The 25,007-nt window shown below is 63.1% G+C and carries 20 protein-coding genes; 10 read left to right on the top strand and 10 right to left on the bottom strand.

From position 1 onward, the window contains the following. The first annotated feature begins 56 nt into the window (after window positions 1-56). From ABGT79_RS04010 to lpxB, 3 genes are all read left to right on the top strand, one after another. Window positions 57-503 (top strand): hypothetical protein, encoded by a 447-nt coding sequence (locus ABGT79_RS04010; RefSeq protein ID WP_346665114.1) that lies wholly within the window; start codon window positions 57-59, stop codon window positions 501-503. Between the two features lie 275 nt (window positions 504-778). Then, window positions 779-1,759 carry a nucleoside recognition domain-containing protein gene (locus tag ABGT79_RS04015; RefSeq protein ID WP_346665115.1) on the top strand — a complete coding sequence of 327 codons (981 nt, stop codon included), beginning with the start codon at window positions 779-781 and terminating at the stop codon, window positions 1,757-1,759. Beyond that, complete coding sequence (gene lpxB / locus ABGT79_RS04020) at window positions 1,731-2,846, top strand: lipid-A-disaccharide synthase (RefSeq protein ID WP_346665116.1); 1,116 nt, start codon at window positions 1,731-1,733, stop codon at window positions 2,844-2,846. Before ABGT79_RS04015 ends, lpxB begins: the two co-directional genes overlap by 29 nt. 319 nt (window positions 2,847-3,165) lie before the next feature. Here lpxB and ABGT79_RS04025 read toward each other — a convergent pair whose 3' ends face one another. Both ABGT79_RS04025 and ABGT79_RS04030 read right to left on the bottom strand, forming a co-directional pair. Beyond that, window positions 3,166-4,623 (bottom strand): catalase, encoded by a 1,458-nt coding sequence (locus ABGT79_RS04025; RefSeq protein WP_346665117.1) that lies wholly within the window; start codon window positions 4,621-4,623, stop codon window positions 3,166-3,168. 441 nt (window positions 4,624-5,064) lie between these two features. Beyond that, on the bottom strand, window positions 5,065-5,745 hold the full coding sequence (locus tag ABGT79_RS04030; protein WP_294485410.1) for a septal ring lytic transglycosylase RlpA family protein: 681 nt from the start codon (window positions 5,743-5,745) through the stop codon (window positions 5,065-5,067). 436 nt (window positions 5,746-6,181) lie between these two features. Here ABGT79_RS04030 and ABGT79_RS04035 point away from each other — a divergent pair, with 436 nt between their 5' ends. Next, window positions 6,182-9,292, top strand: a complete 3,111-nt coding sequence (locus ABGT79_RS04035; protein ID WP_346665118.1) for a hypothetical protein — start codon at window positions 6,182-6,184, stop codon at window positions 9,290-9,292. 16 nt (window positions 9,293-9,308) lie between these two features. Here ABGT79_RS04035 and ABGT79_RS04040 read toward each other — a convergent pair whose 3' ends face one another. Next, the gene (locus ABGT79_RS04040) at window positions 9,309-9,776 is read right to left on the bottom strand and encodes a tRNA (cytidine(34)-2'-O)-methyltransferase (protein ID WP_346666649.1); all 468 of its coding nucleotides are present in this window, start codon (window positions 9,774-9,776) and stop codon (window positions 9,309-9,311) included. A 730-nt stretch (window positions 9,777-10,506) separates the two neighbouring features. On the opposite strand from ABGT79_RS04040, the gene ABGT79_RS04045 reads away from it, so the two are divergent. The 6 genes from ABGT79_RS04045 to ABGT79_RS04070 all read left to right on the top strand — a co-directional run bounded on the left by ABGT79_RS04045 (window position 10,507) and on the right by ABGT79_RS04070 (window position 16,980). After that, the gene (locus ABGT79_RS04045; protein ID WP_346665119.1) at window positions 10,507-11,343 is read left to right on the top strand and encodes a histidinol-phosphatase; all 837 of its coding nucleotides are present in this window, start codon (window positions 10,507-10,509) and stop codon (window positions 11,341-11,343) included. Window positions 11,344-11,565: 222 nt separating this feature from the next. Further along, window positions 11,566-12,426: a zinc metalloprotease HtpX gene (locus tag ABGT79_RS04050; RefSeq protein WP_346665120.1), complete on the top strand. Its 861-nt coding sequence runs from the start codon at window positions 11,566-11,568 to the stop codon at window positions 12,424-12,426. 143 nt (window positions 12,427-12,569) lie between these two features. After that, entirely contained in the window at window positions 12,570-14,144 is a 1,575-nt protein-coding gene (locus ABGT79_RS04055) for a hypothetical protein (protein WP_346665121.1), read from the top strand. A 124-nt stretch (window positions 14,145-14,268) separates the two neighbouring features. Beyond that, on the top strand, window positions 14,269-14,703 hold the full coding sequence (locus tag ABGT79_RS04060; protein ID WP_346665122.1) for a glutaredoxin family protein: 435 nt from the start codon (window positions 14,269-14,271) through the stop codon (window positions 14,701-14,703). Beyond that, window positions 14,681-15,010: a ferredoxin-thioredoxin reductase catalytic domain-containing protein gene (locus ABGT79_RS04065; protein ID WP_294485422.1), complete on the top strand. Its 330-nt coding sequence runs from the start codon at window positions 14,681-14,683 to the stop codon at window positions 15,008-15,010. The genes ABGT79_RS04060 and ABGT79_RS04065 overlap by 23 nt, the downstream gene beginning before the upstream one ends. Before the next feature lie 485 nt (window positions 15,011-15,495). After that, on the top strand, window positions 15,496-16,980 hold the full coding sequence (locus tag ABGT79_RS04070) for a histidine-type phosphatase (protein ID WP_346665123.1): 1,485 nt from the start codon (window positions 15,496-15,498) through the stop codon (window positions 16,978-16,980). 23 nt (window positions 16,981-17,003) lie between these two features. On the opposite strand, the gene ABGT79_RS04075 is transcribed toward ABGT79_RS04070, so the two are convergent. The 7 genes from ABGT79_RS04075 to ABGT79_RS04105 all read right to left on the bottom strand — a co-directional run bounded on the left by ABGT79_RS04075 (window position 17,004) and on the right by ABGT79_RS04105 (window position 24,588). Then, window positions 17,004-17,936, bottom strand: coding sequence for a DUF1848 domain-containing protein (locus ABGT79_RS04075; protein WP_346665124.1), 933 nt, complete (start codon window positions 17,934-17,936; stop codon window positions 17,004-17,006). Window positions 17,937-18,147: 211 nt separating this feature from the next. Next, on the bottom strand, window positions 18,148-18,924 hold the full coding sequence (gene trpA / locus ABGT79_RS04080; protein WP_346665125.1) for a tryptophan synthase subunit alpha: 777 nt from the start codon (window positions 18,922-18,924) through the stop codon (window positions 18,148-18,150). 33 nt (window positions 18,925-18,957) lie between these two features. Then, entirely contained in the window at window positions 18,958-20,127 is a 1,170-nt protein-coding gene (gene trpB, locus ABGT79_RS04085; RefSeq protein ID WP_346665126.1) for a tryptophan synthase subunit beta, read from the bottom strand. Continuing rightward, window positions 20,124-20,789, bottom strand: a complete 666-nt coding sequence (locus tag ABGT79_RS04090; protein WP_346665127.1) for a phosphoribosylanthranilate isomerase — start codon at window positions 20,787-20,789, stop codon at window positions 20,124-20,126. The genes trpB and ABGT79_RS04090 overlap by 4 nt, the downstream gene beginning before the upstream one ends. Further along, window positions 20,779-21,594, bottom strand: a complete 816-nt coding sequence (locus tag ABGT79_RS04095; RefSeq protein WP_346665128.1) for an indole-3-glycerol-phosphate synthase — start codon at window positions 21,592-21,594, stop codon at window positions 20,779-20,781. Before ABGT79_RS04095 ends, ABGT79_RS04090 begins: the two co-directional genes overlap by 11 nt. Beyond that, a complete protein-coding gene (trpD, locus tag ABGT79_RS04100) occupies window positions 21,591-23,177 on the bottom strand; it encodes an anthranilate phosphoribosyltransferase (protein WP_346665129.1) in 1,587 nt (528 codons plus the stop codon). Before trpD ends, ABGT79_RS04095 begins: the two co-directional genes overlap by 4 nt. Next, window positions 23,158-24,588 carry an anthranilate synthase component I family protein gene (locus ABGT79_RS04105; RefSeq protein ID WP_346665130.1) on the bottom strand — a complete coding sequence of 477 codons (1,431 nt, stop codon included), beginning with the start codon at window positions 24,586-24,588 and terminating at the stop codon, window positions 23,158-23,160. The genes trpD and ABGT79_RS04105 overlap by 20 nt, the downstream gene beginning before the upstream one ends. Between the last annotated feature and the right edge of the window lie 419 nt (window positions 24,589-25,007).

Here is a 25,007-nt window from a genome sequence, read left to right on the forward strand (position 1 = left end):
CACATCGCGCGGCGCTGCCGCGCCCACACGGCTGACCTTCAGCCGAGGGAGATTGCATGAAAGCTCTTCGTTTTTTTGCCGCATCGGCCCTGCTCGCCTGCCTGTGCATGAGCTCCGCCGCCTTTGCGGCCGACGACGCACCCCGCAAGGCGGAGCGCCGCACCCCCGTCGTTGTGGAATTTGAAGGCGACGACAGCATCGGCGTGGCGCTCTTCAACAGCCTGCAGAAAAAAATCAACAGCTCCAATCCCGCCAATCCTCCGCGCGAGGCCAAGTTCCGCATTCTGCTTTCCACGGCGGCGGAATTTCCCTCCCGTCCCGGCGTGGGCTCCGTGTACGCCGTGGTCTGGACCCTCGCCCTTTCCGAAGGCTCCATGGAATACTATCTCGTGCGCGATCTCGGCATCGTCACGCCCGACACCGTGGACGAAGTGGCCGACCGCATCGTGAGCCGCACCGACGGCGTGTCCGCCCGCTACGGCTATCTCGACCGCGAAAAATAAACGCCTTCCGGGCGGGGACGATGCAAACGCCCCGCCCGGATCGCGGATGTGCTCCGCAAAAAACTCTTTCCCTCCCCCCGCCCTTTGCCGCGCCGCAGCGCCCTTTCCCCGGCGGGCAACCTTCTTTCTCCGGTGCAGGAACGCAAGCCTTTCCGCAGGCGTCCGCAAATACGCCCGCTTCCCGCCGGCTCCCGGCTCGTTCCGAACAAAACGCCCCCTTCTCCCCACGGCGCTCCGCCCTCTTTTCCGGCCCGCCCTCACGCACGGATGGCATCATGAACGCTCTTCTGAAACACCTGTCGGACTGCTGGCGCGACGGTCACAGAGTCGCCCTCGGCATTTTCCGCTTTCTCATTCCCATCGTCGTGCTCGTGAAGATTCTGGAAGAAAGCGGTCTCATTCCCTGGATCTCGCTGCCCATGCGTCCGGTCATGGATCTCGTCGGCCTGCCCGCGGAGCTCAGTCTCGCCTGGATCTCCTGTATTCTGGTGAGCATGTATTCCGGCCTCATGGTGCTCATTTCCCTTGCGCCGCAGCTTCCCGACCTCACCGTCGCCCAGACAACGGTATTCGGCGTGCTGGTGCTCATTGCGCACAGCCTCATTCTCGAAGTACGCATCGCCGGACAATGCGGCGTGTCCATGCCGTTTCAGTTTTTCCTGCGCCTCGGCTCGGGCATTCTCGCCGCCTTTCTGCTGCATCTTGTTCTCGACGGCTTCGGCCTGCTTCAGCAGCCGGCCGCCATTCTGCTTTCCGCCGGGGCCACCACTTCCTGGAGCGACTGGCTGATTCAGCAAGTAAAAACGCTGGCTGAAATGTACGTCATCATCTGCGCCGTCATGCTGCTGCAGCGCTTTCTCGACGTGTTCCACATTTCCGACTGGATGGGGCGTCTGCTCGGCCCGGCGCTGCGCCTGCTCGGCGTTTCCCCCAAGGCCGTGTCCATCGTGGTCATCGGCTTCACCATGGGTCTGCTCTACGGCAGCGGCATACTCATCAAGAACGCCCAGCAGGGCACGCTTTCCCGTCAGGACGCGCTCTGCGCCATCTCCCTGCTCGGGCTTTCCCACTCCCTCATCGAAGACACGCTGCTGCTCACCCTCGTGGGCGGCAGCCTGTGGGGCCTGCTCGGCTTCCGCCTCGCGTTCACGCTGGCGGCCGGAGCGCTCATCAACGCCTTCTACCCTGCCCTGAAGCGCTTCGCCGGGACAGATCACGAGGTTTCCCATGAAGACACTGTGGATCAATGCCGGTGAAATTTCCGGCGACCTTCAGGGCGGCGCGCTGCTTGCCGCTCTGCGCGAAATCACGCCGAAGGACGCGCTGCGCGTCGTGGGCATGGGCGGCGACAATCTGGCCCGCGCCGGTCAGGAAAATCTGCTGCGCGTGGAAGAGCTTTCCGTCATGGGCATTGTGGAAGTGCTGACCAGTCTGCCGCGCATCTTCGGACTTCTGCGCCGCATCCGCCGGGAAATGGAACGCATCCGGCCGGACGCCGTGCTGCTCATCGACGCGCCGGAATTTAACTTCCGCGTGGCGAAGATAGCCCGTGCCCTGAACATTCCCGTCTATTATTTCATTCCGCCCAAGGTGTGGGCCTGGCGCACGGGCCGCGTGAAATTCCTGAAGGAACACGTGCGCCGCATTTTCTCCATCCTGCCCTTTGAGGTGGATTTCTACCGCGCCCACGGCATGGACGTGACCTATGTGGGCAATCCGCTGGTGGATCTTGTGGATTACGCGTCCATCAAGGACGTCTCCCCCGTTCCGCACCGCATAGGGCTCATGCCCGGCAGCCGCCGCAAGGAAGTGGATTCCCTCATGCCGGCCTTTGCGGGCGCGGCCGCGCTGCTAACGAAGAAGTTTCCCGATCTGGAATTTCACTGCATACGCTCCTCGAACTTTTCCGAAGAGCATCTGCGCTCGCTCTGGCACTGCAACGCGCCCCTCGTGATGCACGACGGCGCAGACCGCTACCGCCTCATGCGCTCGTTTCAGTGCATTCTTGCGGCATCGGGCACGGCCACGCTGGAAACGGGCCTTGCGGGCGTGCCCACGCTGGTGGCCTACAAGGTGTCCCCGCTCTCGTATCAGATTGCCCTGCGCGTCATCAAGGTGAAGTGGATCAGCCTGACCAACCTCATCATGAACCGCACCGTGTTTCCCGAGCACATCGAAAAGGACGCCGACCCCGAACCCATGGCGCGACGCGTGGCAGACTGGCTCGAACACCTCGAAAAGCTGGAGAGCATCGTGCGCGACCTGGAAGAGCTCCGCGAACGCTGCGGCAGGCCCGGCAGCGCGCATCGCGCGGCCGAAGCGCTGGCGCGGGAACTTTTCTGACGCTTTGGCTCCCTGTCCGCCTGCGCATCCCCCCGAGCGACTGAGCGCGCGGAGAGGAAGACGCGCGGCTTCCCTCGCAACGCCGCGCCGAACGCTTCGACACGAGGCGTTTTAGACGCCGCGCCCCGCGACACAGGCGGACGCTCCCCCCTGCGCCTGCCCGGACGCCCCCAACTCACCGTCTTGCTTCTGCAAGCGCGCAGACTGCAAAAATGCCTTGCGCCGAAAAAACACAAAGGCAGGCATGCCGTTCGGCGCGCCTGCCTTTCCTTATTTCCGATGTTTCCCGGGAGGATGGAACCGCCGGAATATTCACTCACTAGATTTCGCTTTCCGGAATGCCGCAGGCCCGGGCCACGCCGATGCCGTACGCCGGATCAGCCTTGAAGCAGTGGCGGATGTGACGCAGCTTGATTTCCCTGGGCGCGTCGCCCAGAGACCTTGCCGTGTTGCCGAAAAGCGCTTCCTGCTGTTCCGGCGACATCAGACGGAACAGTTTGCCGGGCTGCTCGAAATAATCGGCGTCGTCGCAGGGATAGTCCCAGCGGGCCGCGTCGCCGCTGATCCTGAGCGGCGGTTCCGCAAATTCCGGCTGCTCGCGCCAGGCCCCCGCGCTGTTGGGCTCGTAGCTCGTGTAACTGCCGTAATTGCCGTCCACGCGCATGGCGCCGTCGCGGTGGAAGCTGTGATACGGGCAGCGGGGCCTGTTCACCGGAATCATGTTGTGATTGACGCCCAGACGGTAGCGCTGCGCGTCGCCGTAGGAGAACAGCCGCCCCTGAAGCATCTTGTCCGGCGAAACGCCGATGCCGGGCACCAGATTCGCGGGATTGAAGGCCGCCTGTTCCACCTCGGCAAAATAGTTTTCAGGGTTGCGGTTCAGCTCCAGCACGCCCACTTCGATGAGCGGATAGTCTTTGTGGTACCAGACCTTCGTCAGATCGAACGGATGATAGGGCAGCTTTTCCGCGTCTTCTTCCGGCATGACCTGGAAATACAGCGTCCAGCGGGGGAAATCGCCCTTTTCAATGTGCTCGTACAGATCGCGCTGATGGCTGTCCCTGTCCCTACCGATGAGCGCTTCGGCCTCGGCGTCCGTAAGGTTCTTGATGCCCTGCTGCGTCTTGAAGTGGAACTTGACCCAGAAGCGCTTGTTTTCCGCATTGATGAGGCTGTAGGTATGGCTGCCGAAACCGTGCATGTGCCGGTACGACGCCGGAATGCCGCGATCGCTCATGACCACGGTGATCTGATGCAGAGCTTCGGGAAGCAGCGTCCAGAAATCCCAGTTGTCCGCGGCGCTGTGCATGTTGGTGCGCGGATTGCGCTTGACCACGTGATTGAGATCCGGGAACTTGAGCGGATCGCGCAGGAAAAACACCGGCGTGTTGTTGCCCACCATGTCCCAGTTGCCCTGATCCGTGTAGAACTTCACGGCAAAGCCTCGGATGTCGCGCTCCGCGTCCGCCGCGCCGCGCTCGCCCGCCACCGTGGAAAAACGCGCGAACACTTCCGTTTTCTTGCCCACCTCGGCAAAAAGCGAGGCCTTCGTGTACTTCGTGACGTCGTGCGTCACCGTAAAGGTTCCGTAGGCCCCGGAGCCCTTGGCGTGCATGCGCCGCTCCGGAATGACCTCCCGGTCGAAGTGAGCCAGTTTTTCCTGAAACCAGACGTCCTGCATCAGCATGGGACCGCGGGGGCCGGCAGTCAGCGCATGATTGTTGTCGGCCACAGGCGCACCGGTACTGGTAGTCAGATAGTCGTTCTCATCAGCCATAAGCTTGCTCCTTGGTTGCGCACCATGAGGTGCCGTGTGAGAAAATTCTCATGACGCCTTTGAGGAGAACATGACACGGTCGACAATTTTTGTAAATAGTAAAGATTATCATTACTATTTAATACCGTCCATGATAGCCTGTCCGCCGGTCAGAAGCCGCCCGGCTGAAGGCAAAAAAATCCTTGCTCTTCGGCACGACATGCGGCACGAAAACACTGTCGAGTCCTGGCAAAAACGCGCGCAAGAGTGCCGCGACTCCGCTTTTTTGAGAGAGCCGCGCAGAGAACAAGCCGCGCTCCGCCGCACAAAAAGCCGCCGCGAGGCAGGCCCCGGGCCGCAGGGCATAAAAAAGCCCCCGGGCCTGAAGCTCGGGGGCAAGCGCATCGTGTGGCGGCGTTTCTCACGCGCCGCGAGGTCGGTTCGCCTTTTCCGGGGGCGAAGCTACCTTTCGGCCACGGCCTGAACGGCCGGGGACATGGAGTTTTTCTCCGCAAGCATGATGCTGGCTCCGGGGTGGGTGGTGGCCACGCGCACCAGCGCATCCTGCGATTCCTGGAAGCTTGCGTACGGGCCGATGGCCATCAGGCCGTCGCGCGTATGCAGCAGGGAGGCCGCGTCGTACAGGCCCAGGCGGATAAGGCGGCGCAGCTGCTGGGCCACGGCGTCGGAAGACACCTGCGTTTCCGCCAGTTTGACGAAAAAGGCCTGAGAACTCAGCAGCGGATGACCCTCGCTGTCGCCGACGATCTGGAGGGTCACTCGGGAAACGCCCGTCTCGGAAAGGCCGAGACTGTCGGCGGCCGCAAACGACAAGTCGATAATTCTGTTTTTGGAATAAGGCCCGCGGTCGTTGATGCGCACGATGACGCTTTTGCCGGTGGCCTTGTGTTCCACTTTGACCAGTGTGCCGAGGGGAAGCGTGCGATGCGCCGCCGTCATGGCGAACATGTCGAAGGCTTCACCCGTAGCGGTTGACTTTCCATGATGCCAGGGGCCGTACCACGAGGCCACGCCCGACTGGAAAGAGGCATCCTGGCCATAAGCCGACGGCAAGGCGAGGAACAGGCACAAAAGCCACGCTCCGCACACTGCCATCAGACTTCGGTAGGAAGATGATGTCATGCAGACTCCGGGTTGAGATGAAGTCACGCGGCCGATCCGTCTGCGATCCTGGCTGCGTGGAGCGGAAATCGCCCTTTTTTCCTCTGTCCGCCGCGATCACTCCCGGAACGGGGCGCGGCTCCGATGCGCAAGGCAAGCCGAAAGTCCATTCTTCAGAGGACCTCGGGAACGGAGGAAAACGACGGAAGCGCGACACGCTTCAAAGCGTCTGTCGTCTTCCGTACACGTCTCATAGGGGGCCTAATATCTCATCCGGAAAAAAATCTGTCAAGCAGGTCTGTATAACGCCCCGATTTCTTCTGTAAAACTCTCATGTTTCACAGCGAAGCACTGCAATTTTTCCCGCCTTTTTGCCGGACGCTCCGACCTGCGGCTTGCGCCCCGACGCCCGTCGTACTACTATGGAAACCCATTTTTTTATGCCGCAGGTACCGTCATGACACATCGCTCTCTCCGCTTCGATCCCCAGGACTATCAGCTTCTTGCCATGATCAACCGCACCGTGACGAAAAGCCAGAAAGGCCTGCCCAGCCTCATGCCGCAGCTCAGTCCTTCCGGCATCATGGAACTCGCCGTGCCCGTGGAGCTGCGCATGGCCTCCTCGGTGCTGCGGCTGCTCGACACCCTCTCCCAGGGCCGGGCCGACGACAGAATCGAAGCGCTTGCCGCCCTGCGCGACGAAGTGCTCGTCATGGCGCGCACGTCTCTGCGCATCAACACGGGCCGTGTGCTCGTGCAGCTCATGAAGGAGCTCGTGCGCTCCCACGGCGATTTTGAAACCCAGCTCCGTCTTGCCCATGACTTTCGTCAGGCGGCCAGCGGCCGTCACGTCGTGGTGCGCCGGCTCCTGCACCGCTACTTCATGCTGGAAATGCCCGAGGACTGGAACCAGGCCGTGTTCGACAACCATGTTCACGACGCCAACACCAAGGGCCGCAAGAACGCCACGCACCTCATCATGGACGCCTGGCTCAAGGGCATACGCTCCCTTACCGTCATCTACTACAACTACGTTTCCCCCGAGGCCGCAAGCGAACTCATACGCGCCGCGCGCATCATGGGCATCACCGTGCGCATAGGCCTGCTCTTCCACGCGCCCTACCTCGGACGGCTGGTCGATCTCATCTGGATACCGCGCGGCTTCACCAACGACGAAGACTTCATCGCCTTTCTTTCCACTCCGGCCATGTCCACGCTCATGAACGAAGGCCGCGCCGCCACACGCTGGCTGGAAAAGCGCATCCTGCGCCTGCTCGAATACTGGAACCGCATCGAACGCTTCCGCCTTGAGCCCATGCTCCACGAAACGCCCGAAGCGCTGGATGCCCACGAATTCATGCTCTTTGTGGGACACGGTCAGGCATCGCTGCTGCACCTTGCCGAATTCATTCATAAAAAGCTATTTCCTGTACTGGAGAAGCGCGCCCGGCACATTCGCTCCCTACTCGCCTCTCCCGACGTTTCCGCGGAAGAGAGCCTCGGCTTCATGCACGAACTCGACACTCTGGACAAGTTCACCACCGAAACCGTGATTGCCAGACTGAACGATCCCGAACTCTTTCCCGAAACTTCCGCGCTCCAGAACGCCTGCGAGTCCGCCGACTGTCCGGAGCTGCTCAATCAGACGCCGCTGCACCTGCTCACGCGGCTGTGCGATCTCAAGAGCGGCTGCCGCATCACCCTGAATCTGGCGCGGCTCTCCGCCGAAGACGTGCTCAATCTGCTCTGGGACTGCCAGGGCCGCATCACGCATCTGGAGCTCTTCAATCTCAAGGACTGGCAGAACGGCGATCTGGAACATCTGCAGTCCATCAACGAGCTGCAGCGCGCCATCAACGAAGGCAGCGTGCCGCGGCTCAAGCAGATCATCATCGGCATGCTCCGGGACGCCGGAGCCCTGCCCGAGGTTTCCGAACAGGAAGGATTCAGCACCCCGCGCGGCAGCGCCACCCTGCACTCCGCCGACGCGCCCAAGTCTCCCCGCGTGCGCAAGCTGCGCATCATTCTTCAGAACATTCCCGTGCTCTGCGGCTACTATCAGACAGCCAAGCTGCGCGCCACCATGGGCACCGATTCCACGAGCCGCCCCGGCCACCGCTACGGCATGGGCCTCGCCTATCCCGAAACCCTGCCCCTGCGCGCCCGCAGAGAGCTGAACGATCCGCGCCGCTCCGCGCATCTTCTGCTGCCGCTGCGCACCGAGCTGCTCGAACAGGTCACCTACAGTTCCGACGCCCCGGGCGAAGAATCCTCCCGTCTGGAATGCCTGCTGCGGCGCATTCCGGGCTTCCGCCATTTCCGGCAGGACAGCCACACCGAATGGACGCCCGTTTCGGAAAACACCGTGGTCTGCAATCACGGCGACTGCTCCATCGCCACCGCCGACGTGAGCTCCACGCGGGGCAACATCATCACTCTCGGCGGCACGGACGCGAACATGACCAACGGCTTCATGCCCGCCAAGCCCCGCAGCGAAAGTCTGCTGGAAAAAAGCCACTACCTCAACACCGGCTTCTCCAACGCGCTCTGCATGGTGGTGGGCTTCATTCCCGCGTTTTTGTCCTTCCTGTTCACGCAGACGGGCCTGCTCGCCTGGATCGGCGCGCCGCTCTGGTTCCTCATTTCCGGGCTGCGCAACATTCTGCAGGCCGTGCTCGGCAGCGGCGGACTGCACCGCTCCTCCGTGCTGCACTGGAAAAGCTACGTGAGCTGGTCGAGTCTGTACGTGTCCCTCATGTACAACGGGCTTTCCGTGGTGCTGCTCGAACCCATACTCCGCTGCCGCATTCTCGAACAGGGCATGGGCGTCAACGCCGTGAACGCTCCCCTGCTCACCTATTCCATACTCATGGGAGGCTGCGGCGCGTACAAGGTGGCCACCCATCTGCTGCGGGGCTTTTCAAGCAAGAGCATTCTTTCGGACATCTTCTGCATTCTGCTCTCGCTTCCTCTTGCGCTGCTCTTCCACGCGGCGCTCATGCTCATGATCACCCTTGCCGGCGGCAGTCCGGAAACGCTGGCGGCCGCCGCGGTGTTCGTGGTCAAGCTCGCGTCGGACACGGTCATCGGCGTGGTGGACGGCATTGTGGACAGAGGCCGCAACATCCGCCGGCGCATGGCCGACTACCGCAGCCGTCTGCACGAATCGCTCGCGCTCTACGGCAGGCTTGAGGAACTCTTCCCCGAGAAGAACGTCATGGCCCTGCTCGGACGCCCCGAAACGCTGCCCCGCATCGTGAAGGCCGTCGATCCGCAGCTGTGGCTCGACATGATCATCAACGCCCTCGATCTCATGTACTTCTGGTTCTATCAGCCCCGGGCCAACTATGCGCTCGACATCATGCTGCGGCGCTTTTCCGACAGCGAACGGCAGGTGCTGCTGCGCATGCAGCAGATTCTCATGCTGGAAAAGGAAGTGAGTCAGCTTCTGGTGGACGGTCTGGTGGGCCGCAACTTTGCCGCCCCGCTGTCCTTCTACCTGGCCAGAAACGAGGAATATCTGCGTCAGATGAAGGCCGTGTGCCTGCCGCCGCAGCCGCAGAAGTAGCCGCGGCGATACGCTTTCACTGCGCGGGCCAGTTATCGAGACCGCCGAGCGAGGCGAGCGCCATGTAGAGCACAATGCCCGCCGAGGTGGACAGGTTGAGGCTGCGGATGCAGTTTCGGATGGGAATGCGCACGTGTTCCTGCGCCGCGGCCTGCACTTCGGCGGGAAGTCCGGAGGATTCCGGCCCGAAAAGCAGACTGTCCCTGTCGGAAAACGCGAAGCGATGCACGCCTGCGCCGCGTCTGGCGCTCGTGGCCACCAGTCTGCGGCCTGCGCCGTCGGCGCGAAGATAGGCTTCCAGCGAAGGCCACGCGGTCACATCCACATGGGGCCAGTAATCGAGCCCTGCGCGGCGCAGATGTCTGTCGTCGATGGAGAAGCCGAGCGGCTCTATGAGATGAAGACGCGTGCCCGTGCCTGCGCACAGTCTGGCGATGTTGCCGGTGTTCGGCGGAATTTCAGGATGATACAGAACAATGTGCAGCATGGATGCTTCCGTGGGCCCGGACGCGCTCACGACGCGCCGAAAAACGAAAAGAAAAACGCCCGACGCTCTTGAGCGCGGACGTCACACAAGACGGCGGAACCGCCGTTCTGCCGGAACGCGGAAAGAAAGCGGAACAGGCGAGGCCTCTTCCGCCGTTTTTCACCAATCAATGATGTCTGTTGGGAGACGTTTTCTTGATATAGGTAAGGGCGCAGATCACCGCAATGATGCCGACGAAGAAGAAAAGGAAGTCCATGACGCTCTCCTGTGCTGAGGAATGCCCTGCGGGCGAACAATGCCTGTTTACCATATCCTCAAGCGGCTGTTTGCGCAAGAGTCCCGATGGGAAACGGCGTTCCCTTTCGGTCGACCGTTTCCGCTGAAAAGCGGGGGCGAAAAAGACGCATCGACCGCCCGGCTGCGCGCATACCGGAGGGTACCGGGCGTCCGCGCCAGTTCTGCCTCCCCGCCAAGGCCCGAGCGCTTCTTCCCCCTCAACCCCGCGCACCGTGGCTGTCTGCCGCCCCGCCTGCACGTCCGGCGTTCCGCTACGGCGCGGCAAAAAAAAGACGCACGACTGCTTTTGCCCCGCCCCCGGCCCGCTGCCCGCTCCAACTCGCCGCTTTTGCCGGACTTTTCCGAATTTCCCCGCCGGTTCTCGTTGCGGGCGGCAGGCACATGGGCTATGCTCTCCCCCGTTCAACCTTTGTTTCGTCAGGAAAACGCCATGATACGAGTCGATCTTCACACCCACACCAATCATTCCCACGCGCGCGACAGCGTCCGGCAGATGTTCGACGCCGGACAGGCCAGAGGCCTTGTCGTGCAGGGTTTTTCCGAACATTCTCCGCGGCCCGCGGGATACGACTATCCCTCGGAATACCGCGATCATCTCGCCGCCACCTTCAACGACTATCTGGCCGAAGTGTCGGCCCTGAAGGAAGAACAGGCCCCCAGAGGCGTCACCGTGCTGCTCGGCCTTGAGGTGGACTGGCTGGAAAACGAAGTGCCCTACCTGCGCGCCATGACCTCGGAACATCACTACGACTACCTCATCGGCGGCATTCATTTTCTCGATCACTGGGGCTTCGACTCCGCCGCCTCCGACTGGGAGCCGCTCTCCTTCGAAGAGCGCTGCGCCCTTTACGAGAAGTACTACCGCACCATGAAGACCATGGCCGAAACAAGGCTCTTCAACATCGTCGCGCATCCCGACCTCATCAAGATATTCTCCGTGGAGGACTTCCGCCGCTGGCTGGAGATTCCCGCAAGCATGGATCTTGTGGGCGACGCGCTCACGGCCGTGCGCGACGCGGGCATGGCCATGGAAATTTCCTCCGCCGGTCTGCGCAAGCCCTGTCAGGAAATCTACCCCGGCCCGAAGATCCGCCGACTCGCCCGTGAGCTCGGCCTGCCCGTCACCTTCGCGTCGGACAGCCACGCCACCGAACAGGTGGCCTGGAACTTCGACGAGCTGGCCCGCTGCGCCGCGGCCGAAGGCTGGAAGGAAAGCCTGGTCTTCTGCCGGGGCAAGGTGACCGCCATGCCTTTCGACGTCGACTAAGAATCTTCCGCAGACGCGCCCCGCGACCGCGCCATGCCCTGCCGCGGCGGATTTCTGCGCCCGGGCCGGAGCGCGCCTTCCCCGGATCGCCATTGCGGCAGTCCCGGAGCCCGGAGAGACGGGTCCCGCTGCAACAATTTGCAAGCATTCCGCCCTTGGCAGGGCGTCGAAGCATGGTTATCCTTTCCCCATGGCCTTGCGACCACAACATCAGGAGAAACTATGACCAGCCAACTCAAGACCTTACTGCTCATGGCCGGCCTTTCCGCCGTGCTCATCGTCATGGGCAGCGCCCTCGGCGGCAGACAGGGCATCGTCATCGCCCTCGTGCTCGCCGTCATCATGAACATCGGAAGCTTCTGGTTCTCCGACAAAATCGTGCTTTCCATGTACCGGGCGCAGGAACTTTCCCCGGAAGACGCGCCCATGGTGCATCAGATAGTGGAAGAGCTCGCCGGACGCGCGGGCGTGCCCAAGCCCCGGCTGTTCATCGTTCCGCAGGAGGCCCCCAACGCCTTTGCCACGGGTCGCGATCCGGAACACGGCGTCATCGCCGTGACGGACGGCATCATGCGCCTGCTGCCGCCGGAACAGCTCCGCGGCGTGCTCGCCCATGAAATGGCCCACATCGCCCACCGCGACATCCTCATTCAGACCGTGGCCGGCGTGCTTGGTTCCGCCATCACGGCCATCGCCAACATGCTGCAGTTCTCCATGATCTTCGGCGGTTCGCGCGACGAGGAAGGCAACAGCAATCCGCTGGCCGCCATCGCCATGATGATTCTCGGCCCGCTGGCCGCCACCCTCATTCAGATGGCCATTTCCCGCCGCCGCGAATACATGGCCGACGCCGCGGGCGCCGAATACTGCGGCGATCCGCTGGCCCTCGCCGGAGCCCTGAACAATCTCGACGCCTACAGCAGGCACATTGCCATGCAGGCCAATCCGGCCACGGAAAACATGTTCATCGTGTCGCCGCTCTCGGGAGACGCCATGCGCCGCATGTTCAGCACGCATCCTCCCATGGAAGAGCGCATCGCCAACCTGCAGGAAATGGCCCGCACCGGCCGCTATCCCGGCTAGGCGCTCCAACCTTCCGTCCGCAGGGCGGGATCCGCAACGCGCGGGTCCCGCCTTTTTTCGTTCATTTTCGCCTTGCATTTCCCCCCGGATTACGCCACCCTCTCAGCAACGTCCCGGCAGCCTTTTTCCGCACAGGATTTTCCATGATCACACCTCTCTTTTCCGCTCCCGACAGCTTCGCCCGGCGCGGGCTGGAACAGCTGTTCCTCGTTCTCGACCGCGTCATGCCCATGAACGGTTCCCAGAAACGCGACCTCGCCATGGCCTGCCGCGATCTTTCCGCGCTGCTCACCACGGAACGCGACGGTCTGAGCCGCCCCTACTGGACTTCCCCCCGCCTGACCTCGGCCTATCTGCGCTATTTTCTGCCCTGGAACCTCGTGCGCCTCTCCGCGCTGCTGCCCGGACTCGATTTCGGCCGCATTCCCGACGAACCGCTCATCCTCGACATGGGCAGCGGCCCGCTCACGCTTCCGCTCGCGCTGTGGCTCTCGCGCCCCGATCTGCGCGCCCGCCCCGTCACGCTGGTGGCCAGCGACACCACGCCGCACATTCTGGAACTGGGCCGGAACATCTTTGAGGGCATGCGCGCCGCGCTGGATCCGGAAAGCCCCTGGATCATCCGCACCATGCGCTCGTCGGTCACGCAGGCTCCGCGCCGCCTCTACGCGAAGCCCGGCTCCCTTTGGATGGCGTGCATGGGCAACGTGCTCAACGAAATGGAGGAACGTCGCGCCAGACCCGGCCATCAGATAGGCGACAGAATGCGCGAACTCTTGGAAAGCGCGGCCGAGATTCTCTGCGAAGACGGCCTCATTCTTTCCGTGGAGCCCGGCACTCGTCAGGGCGGACGCCTCGTGTCGCACCTGCGCAAGAGCGCGCTCGGCGGCGTGGATGAAGAGCCGGAATACGGCGATCTCACGGCCTTTGCCCTGCGCGAGGAGCAGGCAGGCCGCCGCGAGGACGTCGATGACGACTGGGACGACGACATGGACGACTTCGGTCTGCCGCCCCTGTTCGAGCCTCTCGCGCCCTGCCCCCATGCGGGTCGCTGCCCCATGCTGAACAGGAGAACCACGGCCTGGTGCCATGTGAACGCGCCCGCCGAACACGCGCCCGCCGCGCTGCGCGAACTTTCCGCCCGCGCCGGACTCGACAAGGATTCCATCAGTCTGTCCTTCCTTCTGCTGCGCAAGCTCCGCGAAGAGGACATGGAACACTTTTCCGACGAACAGCCGCAGCCCAAAGGACGCCCCTTGTCCGCCCGCATCGTTTCCGACGCCTTCGTGGTTCCCGGCTATCCCGGACGCGCCCGCTACGCCTGTTCGCCCCTCGGTCTCGCCCTCATACCCGCCTCGTCGCACCTGCCGCCCGGCGCGCTCTGCGAAGCCTGGCCCACGCGCGAAAAGGACATGAAGTCTCGGGCAATCATCCTTTCTCTGGAGCCGCCCCATCGTTCCGGCAGAAGCGAGCGCGAACCGGGACGATTCTCGAACGAGCGGCGCGACCATCGCCGCCCTGCGCCTGAACGCGGACGCGAATACTCCGGCCGCCGATTTCCGGCCGAGCGCGGCCGCGCCTTCTCCGAAGAGCGCGACAACGAGACGCGCCGTCCCTCTCCCCGCCGCCGGGACAACGATCGCCCCCGGAGAAACGAGAGTAGACCACCGGCCCGGGATCAGGAACGCCGCCCCGACAAAACCCGCGGAAAACACTGACGAAAATATCGGCTTTCGCTTTTTTTGCGGAACGAAAGCCGTTGCCTCTGGCTTTTTTTCACAAAAAGAGCATACTTTTTTCATTCGCCTTCAGGCGAAGCATCCTCTGTAAGGAGACCATCCCATGAACTCTACCGTCGCCCTCATAGCCGCCGCCGTTGTCGTCATCGTTCTCATTGCGGTTCTTGTTCTGCGCAGGAAAAAGACCTCCGAACCGGACTCCGACAATCCGAAAGAGGAGGAACTCAAGGGCGATCAGGAGCTCTACCAGCTCGGAATGAATCCCATTTCCGAAAAGCCCATCATGTACGCCCTCACTACATGTCAGCACTGCAAGAACACGAGAAAGTTTCTTGACGCCAATAATGTCGATTACATCGTCATCTATCTTGACGAATATGCAGGCTCGCAGCGTTCCGATCTCATGGAAAAAGTGCGTACCTACAATCCCCGCGGAACTTTTCCCACCATTCTCGTGCCGGGCGGCAAGGTGATTGTGGGATTCCGCAAACAGCTCATGCAGGAGGCACTGATTCATGACTCCGGAACAACTGCTTGAACATCTGGCGAAGGGAGCTGAATCCAAGGGATACTATCTTCACGCCGATCACGATCACTGTCTTGGCACGGCGGAAAGTCTGCTGGCCAACAAGGAGCGCTACGGCTACATGTGCTGCCCCTGCCGTCTGGCCTGCGCCGACAAGCAGCAGGACAGCGACATCATCTGCCCCTGCGTGTACCGGGACGCCGACATTGCCGAGTACGGCGCGTGCTTCTGTTCCTTTTACGTGTCCAAGGAGCACAAGGACGATCCGGACTTCTTCCCCGAGGTGGAGGAACGCCGCGACCCTTCCCGCGGACTGTAATTCGCCCGTAAACGGAAAACGGGCCGTCCGCGCGGCAAAGGATCTTTGAACCAGGGTCGTCAGGCGGATGCCTTTCCGGCGCAGACGCAATGAGCGCAGAGCGCCGTCTCGGCGCTTTGCATCGGGCCGTCCCTCCCCCTGAGCTTCAAAGAGGTCGCCGGACACTGCTCTTCAAACAGCGCGCTTCGGCGCCTCCCCCCAGTGGCCGAACACGGCGTTTCGCGCGGAGCGCTCGACTTTCCGTTTCGCGCCGACCGTCCGGGCAGCGCTTCACACCGACGCCAGAGCCTCCGCTGCAACATGGTTGTGTTCTTCGCCCGCGCGGCAAAGATTCCCGCCCGGCCCGGCAGCATGCCCGGCAACGGGCCTCAAGCAGTGCGGCAAGGCGCGTCAGCATTACTCTAACACACTCTAAAAACTAAAAATCCTTGCCCGCCGTCACGGCGCATGCCATACTTTTTCCAAAACAGGAAAAGGAGCCGATCATGCGCCGCGTTTTTATTGTCACTGCCGCTCTGGCGGGTGTTCTTTTCTGTTCGCCTCTTCCGGACGCCCTTGCTCAGGATTCGCCCAGACTGCTCAAGGTGGTGGCGCTGAGCCGCCACGGCGTGCGTTCGCCCACGCAGTCGCCCTCCACGCTGGAGTCATGGAGTTCCCGCGGCTGGCCCGCATGGAACACGGCTCCGGGCAATCTCACGGAACGCGGAGCGGAGCTCATCGAGGGAGAATGGACCGGGCTGCGCGAATCCCTGGCCTTCGACGGGCTGCTTCCGGCCTCGGAATGTCCGCCCGCAGGCAGCGTGCTGATCTATGCCGACAACGAACAGCGCACCCTGGCCACGGCCGCGGCCATGCTGGAAGGGCTGGCTCCGGGCTGCGGCATGAAGACGCTCTCAAGCCGCAGCGGGCACGATCCCGTGTTTCATCCCGTGCGAGGCGGTCTCATGGCCTCACCCGCCCTCACCAGCGAAGAAAAATCGGAACTGGAAGAAGACCTCGCCGACGTTCGCGTCGACATGGACAGGCGCGTGGCGGAACTCTCCGCGCTGCTCGGCCCGGCTTCTTTGCAGCTGTGCGAGCCGGGGCAGCCTTTCTGCACGCTGAGCGACATGCCCACGCTGCTGCAATACCCCAAGCCGGGCTCCCGCGAAGGCGTTTCCCTGCGCGGCGGTCTGGCGCTGGCTTCCACCACGGCGGAAATTCTGCTGCTTGAAAGTCTGGAATGGCCGGTGCGCTCCCAGATGATTCCCGCCGCGACGCCCGTGACGCAGCCTGCCGGGCCCGGCACGCCCGTGGAGCAGAAGGCGAGGCAGATCATTCTTGCGCCCCGCAGCGACAAGCCGGGCGTGGTGACGCTTCCCGCCCGTCCGCGCTGGACGCCCGCCCCCGTCGCTCCCGCAGACGGCGAAATCATGGTGAATCCTTCCACGGCCCTGCACCTTCTGCCCGTGCATACCCGCGTGCAGAACGCCCTTCAGCGCTTTCCCGCCATCGCCCGGCAGGAAGGCCTGCCGCTGCTGCTCTTCATGGCGGAAGCGCTGGCCGGAACCTCGCCGCTGGGCGAAGTCAACAGGGCAAAGCTGGTCATCTTTTCCGGGCACGACACCAACATCGTCAACGTGGCGGGCCTGCTCGGCCTGCACTGGAACAACACGCCCTTCCCCAGAGACAGCACGCCTCCCGGCTCCATGCTGGTGTTCCGGCTCTGGGACACGCCTCAGGGGCGGCTCGTGCAGGCGACCTTCCAGTGTCAGACGCCGGCGGCGCTGCTGAGCACCGACGAGAACGTCATGAACAGCGCGGCGCTCCGGCAGGAAACGCTCGTGCTTCCCGGCTCCTTCGCGCCGACGCCCGCGGGTCCGGGGCTGCCTCTGGAGCATTTCCTCTCCGCCGTGCGCGCCATGGCCGGAAAGGATCTCGACGCGAGGCTGAACGCCGTTCTGGCCACGACGGCGCGTCCGCAGCCCTAGCAGGCCAAAGCTTCCGCCGCGCGTCACAAAAAAAGCTGCCTGTCCCCGCAGGCTGTCCCCGCTCTTTCCACAACCACGTCCCCGGGTTCGCTGTGCCCCACGAGAAACGGCGAGCAGGCTTCGTGCCTGCCCGCCCCCGCGGGCGCGCCCGATCGTCCGGCGCAGGCGTAGCAGTAGCGGCAGCCGTGCAGACAGGTGTCGTAGGCGCCGATGTCCACGCTCTCCGCGCAGCCGCAGGCCGGGCGCTGATTAGGGTCCTTCTTTGCCTTCAGCGTCACCCCGCGCAGCCTGCCGAGCAGATCGGCATCTACGCAGCGGGCGCGTCCTATGCAAAATTCGCCCAAATCCATGTCTTCCGCACAGGCCTCCAGCGTGAGATCGTGCGACCGGGCAATCTCGGCCAAGGCCGACGCAAGCGCCCGCCGCTCCTCCATCGACGCGTCCCGCAGACCAAGCGACGCCATGTTCCGCCGCGTGTTCCGATAGACGTCCAGAAAGCTGACGACGCACTTTTCCGTCCACGGCGCAAGCAGCGCGGCCAGCCTCTCGAAGTAGCGGACGTGATGTTCCATCGTGTACGCGGAGCTGAAGAACACGGGATCATAGCGCCAGATCACCCGCTCCCGCCCCGCCAGCTCGGAAAGACGCCGAAACGCCGGAATGATCACGTCCCGCTTGGAAGGCACGCCGGATTCCGCGTCCCGGCCGTAGGCGTTGAGCGTCACCTGAAAATAATACGCGTAGTCCCGGAGGCGCGAGAGCCGGTTCAGCATGGGCGAGGGATTCTTTGTCCAGAACACGAAGCCGTCCGTCGCATCGGGCGACAGGTTCACCCGGCTCACCCGGCTCGGATTCACGGGATTGCGCACCAGCGCGAATCCTTCCTCCAGTCTGCGGAAAAACCAGTCCGCGTAAAAGGCCGGAATGTCCGTTCTCCGGCTAACGCTTACGATCATGCTGCTCCGCGCCCGCGTAGGCGGGCTCATCTCTTCGTTGTCCGGCAGGCATCCGCGCGAAAATCCTGCCCATGCCTCAAAAAACGCCCGGCAATCCGCCTGTCCTCCGAAAAGGCAGGACATCACGGAGCGCCGGGCGCAGAACGCTTCTCTTTTCAGACCGTCCGCCCCTTGCGGCGAAGGCGGGCGCATTCCTGAACGCAGGAAAGCCCTACCGGGCGGACTTCCACGTTTTGATGAAGTCCGCAGGGGCCTTGCCCGCCGCAATGTGCCTGAGGAGCGAACTGCCGAACACTGCTGCGTCCGGCCGGATGTCCTTCGGCAGCGCGTCGAGCTGTTCCGGAACGCGCAGGCCGAAGCCGAGCGCCACCGGAAGAGAAAACACCCTGCGCACGCGGGAGAGCACCTCCGGCACTTCCGGCGGCAGGCTCGCGCGCTCGCCCGTGGTGCCCATGACGGACACCACGTACACGTAGCCTTCCGACACGTCGGCGTAAAGCTTCATGCGCTCCTCGGAGGTGTTCGGCCCCACCAGAGGAATGAGAGCCAGTCCGTGCGCCGAAAGCGCCGCGCGCATGTCGCCCGCCTCGTCGTAGGGAAGATCGGGCACGATGAGACCGTGAACTCCCACGTCCTGCGCCTCCGTCGCCAGCTTGTCGAGACCGTACTGCAAAAACGGATTCATGTAGCCCATGAGCACCAGCCCGGCCTTGAACCTGCCCTTGCGCTCGCGCAGCCCTTCCATGATACGGCGCAGCGTGACGCCGTTTTTCAGCGCCTCCACGGACGCCGCCTCCACCACGGGACCGTCGGCCACGGGATCGGAAAACGGAACGCCGATTTCAATGACGTCCGCGCCGCTTTCGTCCAGCTCTTCAATGACGTTCCAGAAGGCGTCCGGCGAGGGATATCCCGCCGTCACAAAGGGAATGAGCGCCGTGCGTCCTTCGGCCGAAGCGTCGCGTAACTTTTTTTCCAGCAGATGCATACTATTGTTCCTTCGCGGCCGTGCCGCCGAAAATCAGAGGTTCAGCGCCTTTTCCACAATGTCCATGTCCTTGTCGCCGCGGCCGGAAAGGTTCACCAGCACGCGGCTGCCGGGAGCAAATTCCCCGGCGTGCGCCAGAACGTAGGCCAGCGCATGGGAGGATTCCAGCGCGGGCAGAATGCCTTCCACGCGGCAGAGCTCCTGGAAGGCCGAAAGCGCTTCGTGATCGTAGGCCACGCCGTACTTCACGCGTCCCACGGCCGCAAGATGGGCGTGTTCCGGGCCCACGCCGGGGTAGTCCAGTCCCGCGGAAATGGAGCCGGAAGGCAGAATCTGCCCGTCGTCGTCCTGAAGCAGCATGGTGTACTCGCCGTGCAGCACGCCGGGGCGTCCGAGATTGATGGCCGCAGAATGCATGCAGCCGGGCTCGCCCGTGCCGCCCGCCTCCACGCCGATGATCTTCACCGACTCGTCGGGCACGAAGGCCGTGAACATGCCGATGGCGTTGGAACCGCCGCCCACGGCCGCCACCACGTAGTCGGGAAGGCTGCCCGTGCGCTCCAGCATCTGCGCGCGGGCCTCGCGGCCGATGACGCTCTGAAATTCCCGCACGAGATCCGGGAACGGATACGGCCCGGCCGCCGTGCCGAAGCAGTAATGCGTGGTTTCCTGAAGGGAAATCCAGGCCCGGAGCGCCGCGTTGATGGCGTCCTTGAGCGTGCGGGAGCCGCTCTCCACGGCCACCACGTCCGCGCCGAGCAGACGCATGCGCCGCACGTTGGCGGACTGCCGCTCCGCGTCTTCCGCGCCCATGTACACCGTGCACTTCATGCCGAGGCGCGCCGCCGCGGCCGCCGTGGCCACGCCGTGCTGACCGGCGCCGGTTTCCGCAATGAGCGAGGTCTTGCCCATGTGCCTGGCCAGAAGCGCCTGTCCCAGCGTGTTGTTGATCTTGTGCGCGCCGGTGTGCAGCAGATCCTCGCGCTTGAGCCACACCTCAAAGCCCAGCTTTGCCGAAAGCCCGGGGCAGAAGGTGAGCGGAGTCTCGCGCCCGGCGTAGTTCTTCAACAGATCGTCAAGCCCGTTCCGAAACGCTTCGGAAGGCAGAATGTCCTTCATGGCCTCCTCAAGTTCCATGAGGGGCGGCATGAGCAGCTCGGGCACGAAACGCCCGCCGAAATCGCCGAAGTATCCTTTTTTCATAGCCTGTCACCTTTTCTGCTGTCTGCCGCGCCTCTGCCGCAGTCCGACGCGCCACTTGCGCATGCGCGAACCGCCGCCACGGCCTTTTCCATGAGTTCCCCGCTCTTTCTGCCCGGGGAGGATTCCAGTTTGGAGTTGAAGTCGAGCCCGTCCGGAGAACAGGCCGAAAGCGCTCTTGCCACGTTGTCCGGCCCGAGTCCGCCGGAAAGAAACCACGGATGCGGAAACGAAAGATCGGCAAGACTCTGCCAGTCGAGCTCCCGGCCGCTGCCCATGCCCGCGTCGAGCAGGTACATGCCGCAGGTGTCGGCAAAGGCGTCGATGTCCTGCTGAAGCGCCTGCACGGACGAATATTTCCCCGGCCAGAGCACGCGGATCACCCTTTCTGCCGGAAAGCGCCCGGCAAACGCCGCGCTCTGGCCGCCGTGCAGCTGTACGAAATCCAGCCCGGCTTCGCTTGCGATGCGCTCTGTTTCCTCCGCGCTCTGACGAACGAACACGCCCACGCGCTTCATGCCGTGCGTGTCCAGAGACGCAACCAGCCTCGGCGACACGTTGCGCGGGCTCGGCTCGTAAAACACGAAGCCGCAGAACTCCACGCCGAGCGCGGCCGCCTCGTCGATGAGACGCTGCTCGCTCATGCCGCAGATTTTAATCCGCATGCGCCGCCTCCCCGCCAAGAAGAGCGCGCAGCGCCTCCCCCGGACGACCGTGTTCCATGAGCGCGGAGCCCACGAGCGCGGCCCGGAATCCGGCCTTCGCGGCCTCTTCCAGGTCGGAACGGCAGCTCATGCCGCTTGCCGCAATCCAGAGTTCTCCCTCCTGAGGAGGGCACGCCGCTGCCAGCGCGAGACAGGCCCTTCTGTCCACCGCAAGTGAAGCAAGATCGCGCGCGTTCACCTGAATGATGTTCGCCCCGCTCTCGCGTGCCAGCGCCACGTCGCGCGCGTCGAACACCTCGACCACCGTCTCCATGCCGCCCGCCTCGGCCTGCTCGCGCAGCTCGCGAAGAAGACCGGCGTCCGGCGTGAGGCGAACGATGAGCAGCAGCGCCGACGCCGGCGTGGAAAGCGCCGCCGCCACCTGCAGCGGATGAAAAATAAAATCCTTGCGCAGCATGGGAACCGCCAAGCCTTCCCGCTGCATGGCCGAGGCCATGCGGAAAAGGTACGACAGCGAGCCGTGAAAATACCGCTCTTCGGTGAGCACGGAAATCGCGCCCGCCCCGGCCTTTGCGTACTGCAGGGCCACGTCTTCGGGCTCCAGCGTTTCGCAGATCACGCCGCGCGAGGGAGAGGCCCGCTTGTACTCCGCCACCACGGAAAGAGGCCCGGCCCCTCCGTTTTCAAGCGCACCGCGAAACGAAGGCCTGCCGCCCTTCCACGGATGCAGATTGTCCTCCCCGAGGCGCTCAAGCCCGGCTATCTCCGCCCGCTTGGCCTCCACAAAACGCTCAAGTCCAGTCATGCCAGCACCCTCATGCCCGCGCCTTCGGCCACGCCCTTGCGGGCCAGCTCCACGCACTCTTCCATGCTCTTGTCGTCTTCCAGCATGTAGATGGCAAACGCCGCGTTCACCGTCATCATGTCGCGCATGGCCCGGGGGCCGCGTCCGGCCAGAAGTTCCTTCAGCACCGCCGCGGCTTCTTCCTTGTTCTTCACTTCCACGTCCTCGGGCTCGCAGGGCTCGAAGCCGTAGAGCGCAGGATCAAACATCATTTCATCCATCTTGCCGTCGGTAATGAGAATGACGCGCGTTTTGCCCATGGTGGTCAGTTCGTCGTAGCCGCCCGCGCCGTTGAACACCGCCACCTTGTGGAAGGGACGCTTCTGCAGCGTGGCCGCAATGAGATCCACCTGATTAGGATCGCCCACGCCCATCATGAGATAGTCGGGGCAGGCCGGATTAAGCATGGGGCCCAGCATGTTGAACATGGTGCGCATGCCGAGCTGCTTGCGCACCGGCCCCACGTTGGCGAAGGCCGGGTGGAAGTACGGCGCAAACTGGAAGGCGAAATTGCGTTCCTTCAGCATCTCCACGATGGCTTCGGGATCCTTTTCCAGCGGCAGACCGAGTCCTTCCAGAGCGTCGGCTGCGCCGGAGGTGGAAGACACGGCGCGGTTGCCGTGCTTGAGCATGCGGTAGCCCATGCCCGCCAGCGTGAGCGACGTGGCCGTGGAACAGTTGAACGAACGCTTGCCGTCGCCGCCCGTGCCCACGATGTCGATGCACTTTGCCGGAATGCCCGTCACCTTCACGGAGCGCGCCAGCATGATGCGGATGGCCGCGGCCAGTTCGGCGGGCTTTTCGCCCTTCATGCGCAGGCCCATGAGCAGGGCTCCGGCCTGAGCGGGGGTCATGGTGCCGTCGAGCATGGAGCCGAAGGCCACGTCGCATTCCTCGTCGGTCATGTCCCTGCCGCGGGACACGGATTCCAGAATGGAACTGATGGTGGGCGCGGCGTGAACCGTGGGCAGCAGGCTGCCCGGGAAGTTTTCCAGAAGACGCAGACCGTCGGGCGTGAGGATGGATTCGGGATGATACTGCACGCCCACCCACGGGCGATCCTTGAAGCGCATGGACATCACTTCGCCCTGCGGCCCGCGGGCGGACACCGAAAGCAGCTCGTTGGGGTGCTCGTCGTCCACGCGCACCACCAGGGAATGGTAGCGGCCCACCACCATGGGATTGGGCATGCCGCGATACAGCCCCTTGCCGTCATGCACGATTTCCGAAGTTCTGCCGTGCATGACCACGGGGCCGGGCACGACGTCCGCACCCGCATAGAGGCCGAGAATCTGATGCCCGAGGCACACGCCGAGCACCGGAATGCGGGGACTGAGCTGCTTCAGAAAGTCGAGGCAGTATCCGGCCTGCGAAGGATGCCCCGGTCCGGGGGAAATGCACACCATGCGCAGCGAAGGATCGTTGGCCATGGCCACCAGACCGGGATCGTCATTCTTGACCACGCGGGGACGGTGTCCCAGACGGCAGAAGGCCTGAACAAGATTGTAGGTAAAGGAATCGTAGTTATCGATGAGCAGGAACATGGAACTCTCCCGTGGTGAAACAGGCCTGACGCATGATGGCCGATTTGTTGCAAACCTCCTTCCATTCCAGGGCCGGCACGGAATCGTGAACGATGCCGGCTCCGGCCTGCCAGTACAGGCGATGATCGCGCACCCACATGCTGCGGATGGTGATGCCCGTGTCGAGGTTTACGCCGTCTCTGTCCAGACCGAGCCAGCCGATGCAGCCTGCGTAGGGTCCGCGCGGACAGGGTTCGGTTTCGGCAATGATTTCCATGGCGCGAATCTTGGGCGCGCCGCTCACCGTGCCCGCCGGGAACGTGGCTGCAAGCACGTCCACGGCGTCGAGACCGTCCTCAAGTTCCGCGGTGACGCGGCTCGTGAGATGCATGACGTGGGAAAAACGTTCCACCATCATGAGCTTCTCCACTTCCACGGTGCCCGGGCGCGCGAGTCTGCCGAGATCGTTGCGGCCGAGATCCACGAGCATCATGTGCTCGGCGCGCTCCTTGGGGTCGGCGATGAGCTCCTCGGCCAGGGCTTCGTCTTCGGCCACGGTCGCGCCGCGGCGTCTGGTTCCGGCAATGGGAGCGGAAAGCAGTCTGCCGTTCTCGCAGCGCACCATGACTTCCGGCGAAGAGCCGAACAGCGTGATGCCCGGCAGGCGCATGAAGAACATGTACGGCGACGCGTTTTCACTGCGCATGCGGCGGTACAGGGTGAAGGGGTCGCCGTCGAACGGCATGCTGAAGCGCACCGAAGGCACCACCTGAATGGCTTCGCCCATGCGCAGCATTTCCCGTATGCGTTCCACGGCCGCCTGGAATCCGGCCTCGCCGGGTTCGGCCAGCACATCCGACTTGTCTGGATGCGTCGAAACCTGACGGGAAAACGATCCGCTGCGGCCCAGATCCCTGTGTTCGCCGAGACTTACCTGCGCCAGTCGATTGTACATGTGATCGAAAAGCAGCAGCGTTCCGGGCAGGCAGAGCACGCATTCCGCGTCTTCCGGCTTCATGACGGGGGCGAGCTTCGGATGAAAGAGCGACGCCATGCCGTAGCCCAGATAGCCGCACAAAGAACGCGTGATGGGCGGCAGATCCGCGGCCTGCGGATCGGGCAGAATTTCCAGCGAACGCATGACCGAGCGAAGCCCTTCCACGAAGTTCATGCCGTTGAAGGCGGCAAGACGCGCAAGGCGTTCGTCTTCCGTGCGGCATTCGAGCTTTCCTTCGCGGCAAATGAGGTACAGGGCCATGTCGCAGGCAAGCACGCTGTAGCGACCCCATCGCCCGTCCACTTCCGCGCTTTCCAGAAGAATGCCGTCCCTGTCCCGGGCCATGTCCAGGAAAAGACTGATGGGCGTGTCCATGTCCGCCGGGAGCCAGCGGACGCTCTGACGCACTCGAATGGGCGATGTCTTGGTTGTCATGTCGATAATCCTCAGTGTGAGTTAATAAAAAAATGCCGCTCCCCGGAGAGGGAACGGCATTTATTGCTTCCGAATCTGCACCATTACTCAGACGTCAAGACCGCATCCTCTCCCTGAAGAAAAGATACGCCACCACCACTGACCGGCGAAGGACATGGTGAAAACGGCTGCGGACATGGAAGACTCCTGAACGTGAATGGTGAACTTTCCTTCTGTGTATGCAAGAGCGCTCCGTTTGTCAACGGCGTCGGAAAAATTTTTTCCGGAAAGGATGCGTCTGCCGCAACTTTCCGGATCATGAAGGCCGACGGATCAGGTATAAAACAATTTTGCATCAGCCGTGTCATCTTTTTTCTGTATGAGTCATGATATTGCACGGCATGACCGGAAAAAGCGCATTCATATACAAAAAAGTATCG

It is taken from the genome of uncultured Mailhella sp., assembly GCF_963931295.1.
In the GTDB taxonomy this organism is placed as follows: Bacteria; Desulfobacterota; Desulfovibrionia; order Desulfovibrionales; family Desulfovibrionaceae; genus Mailhella.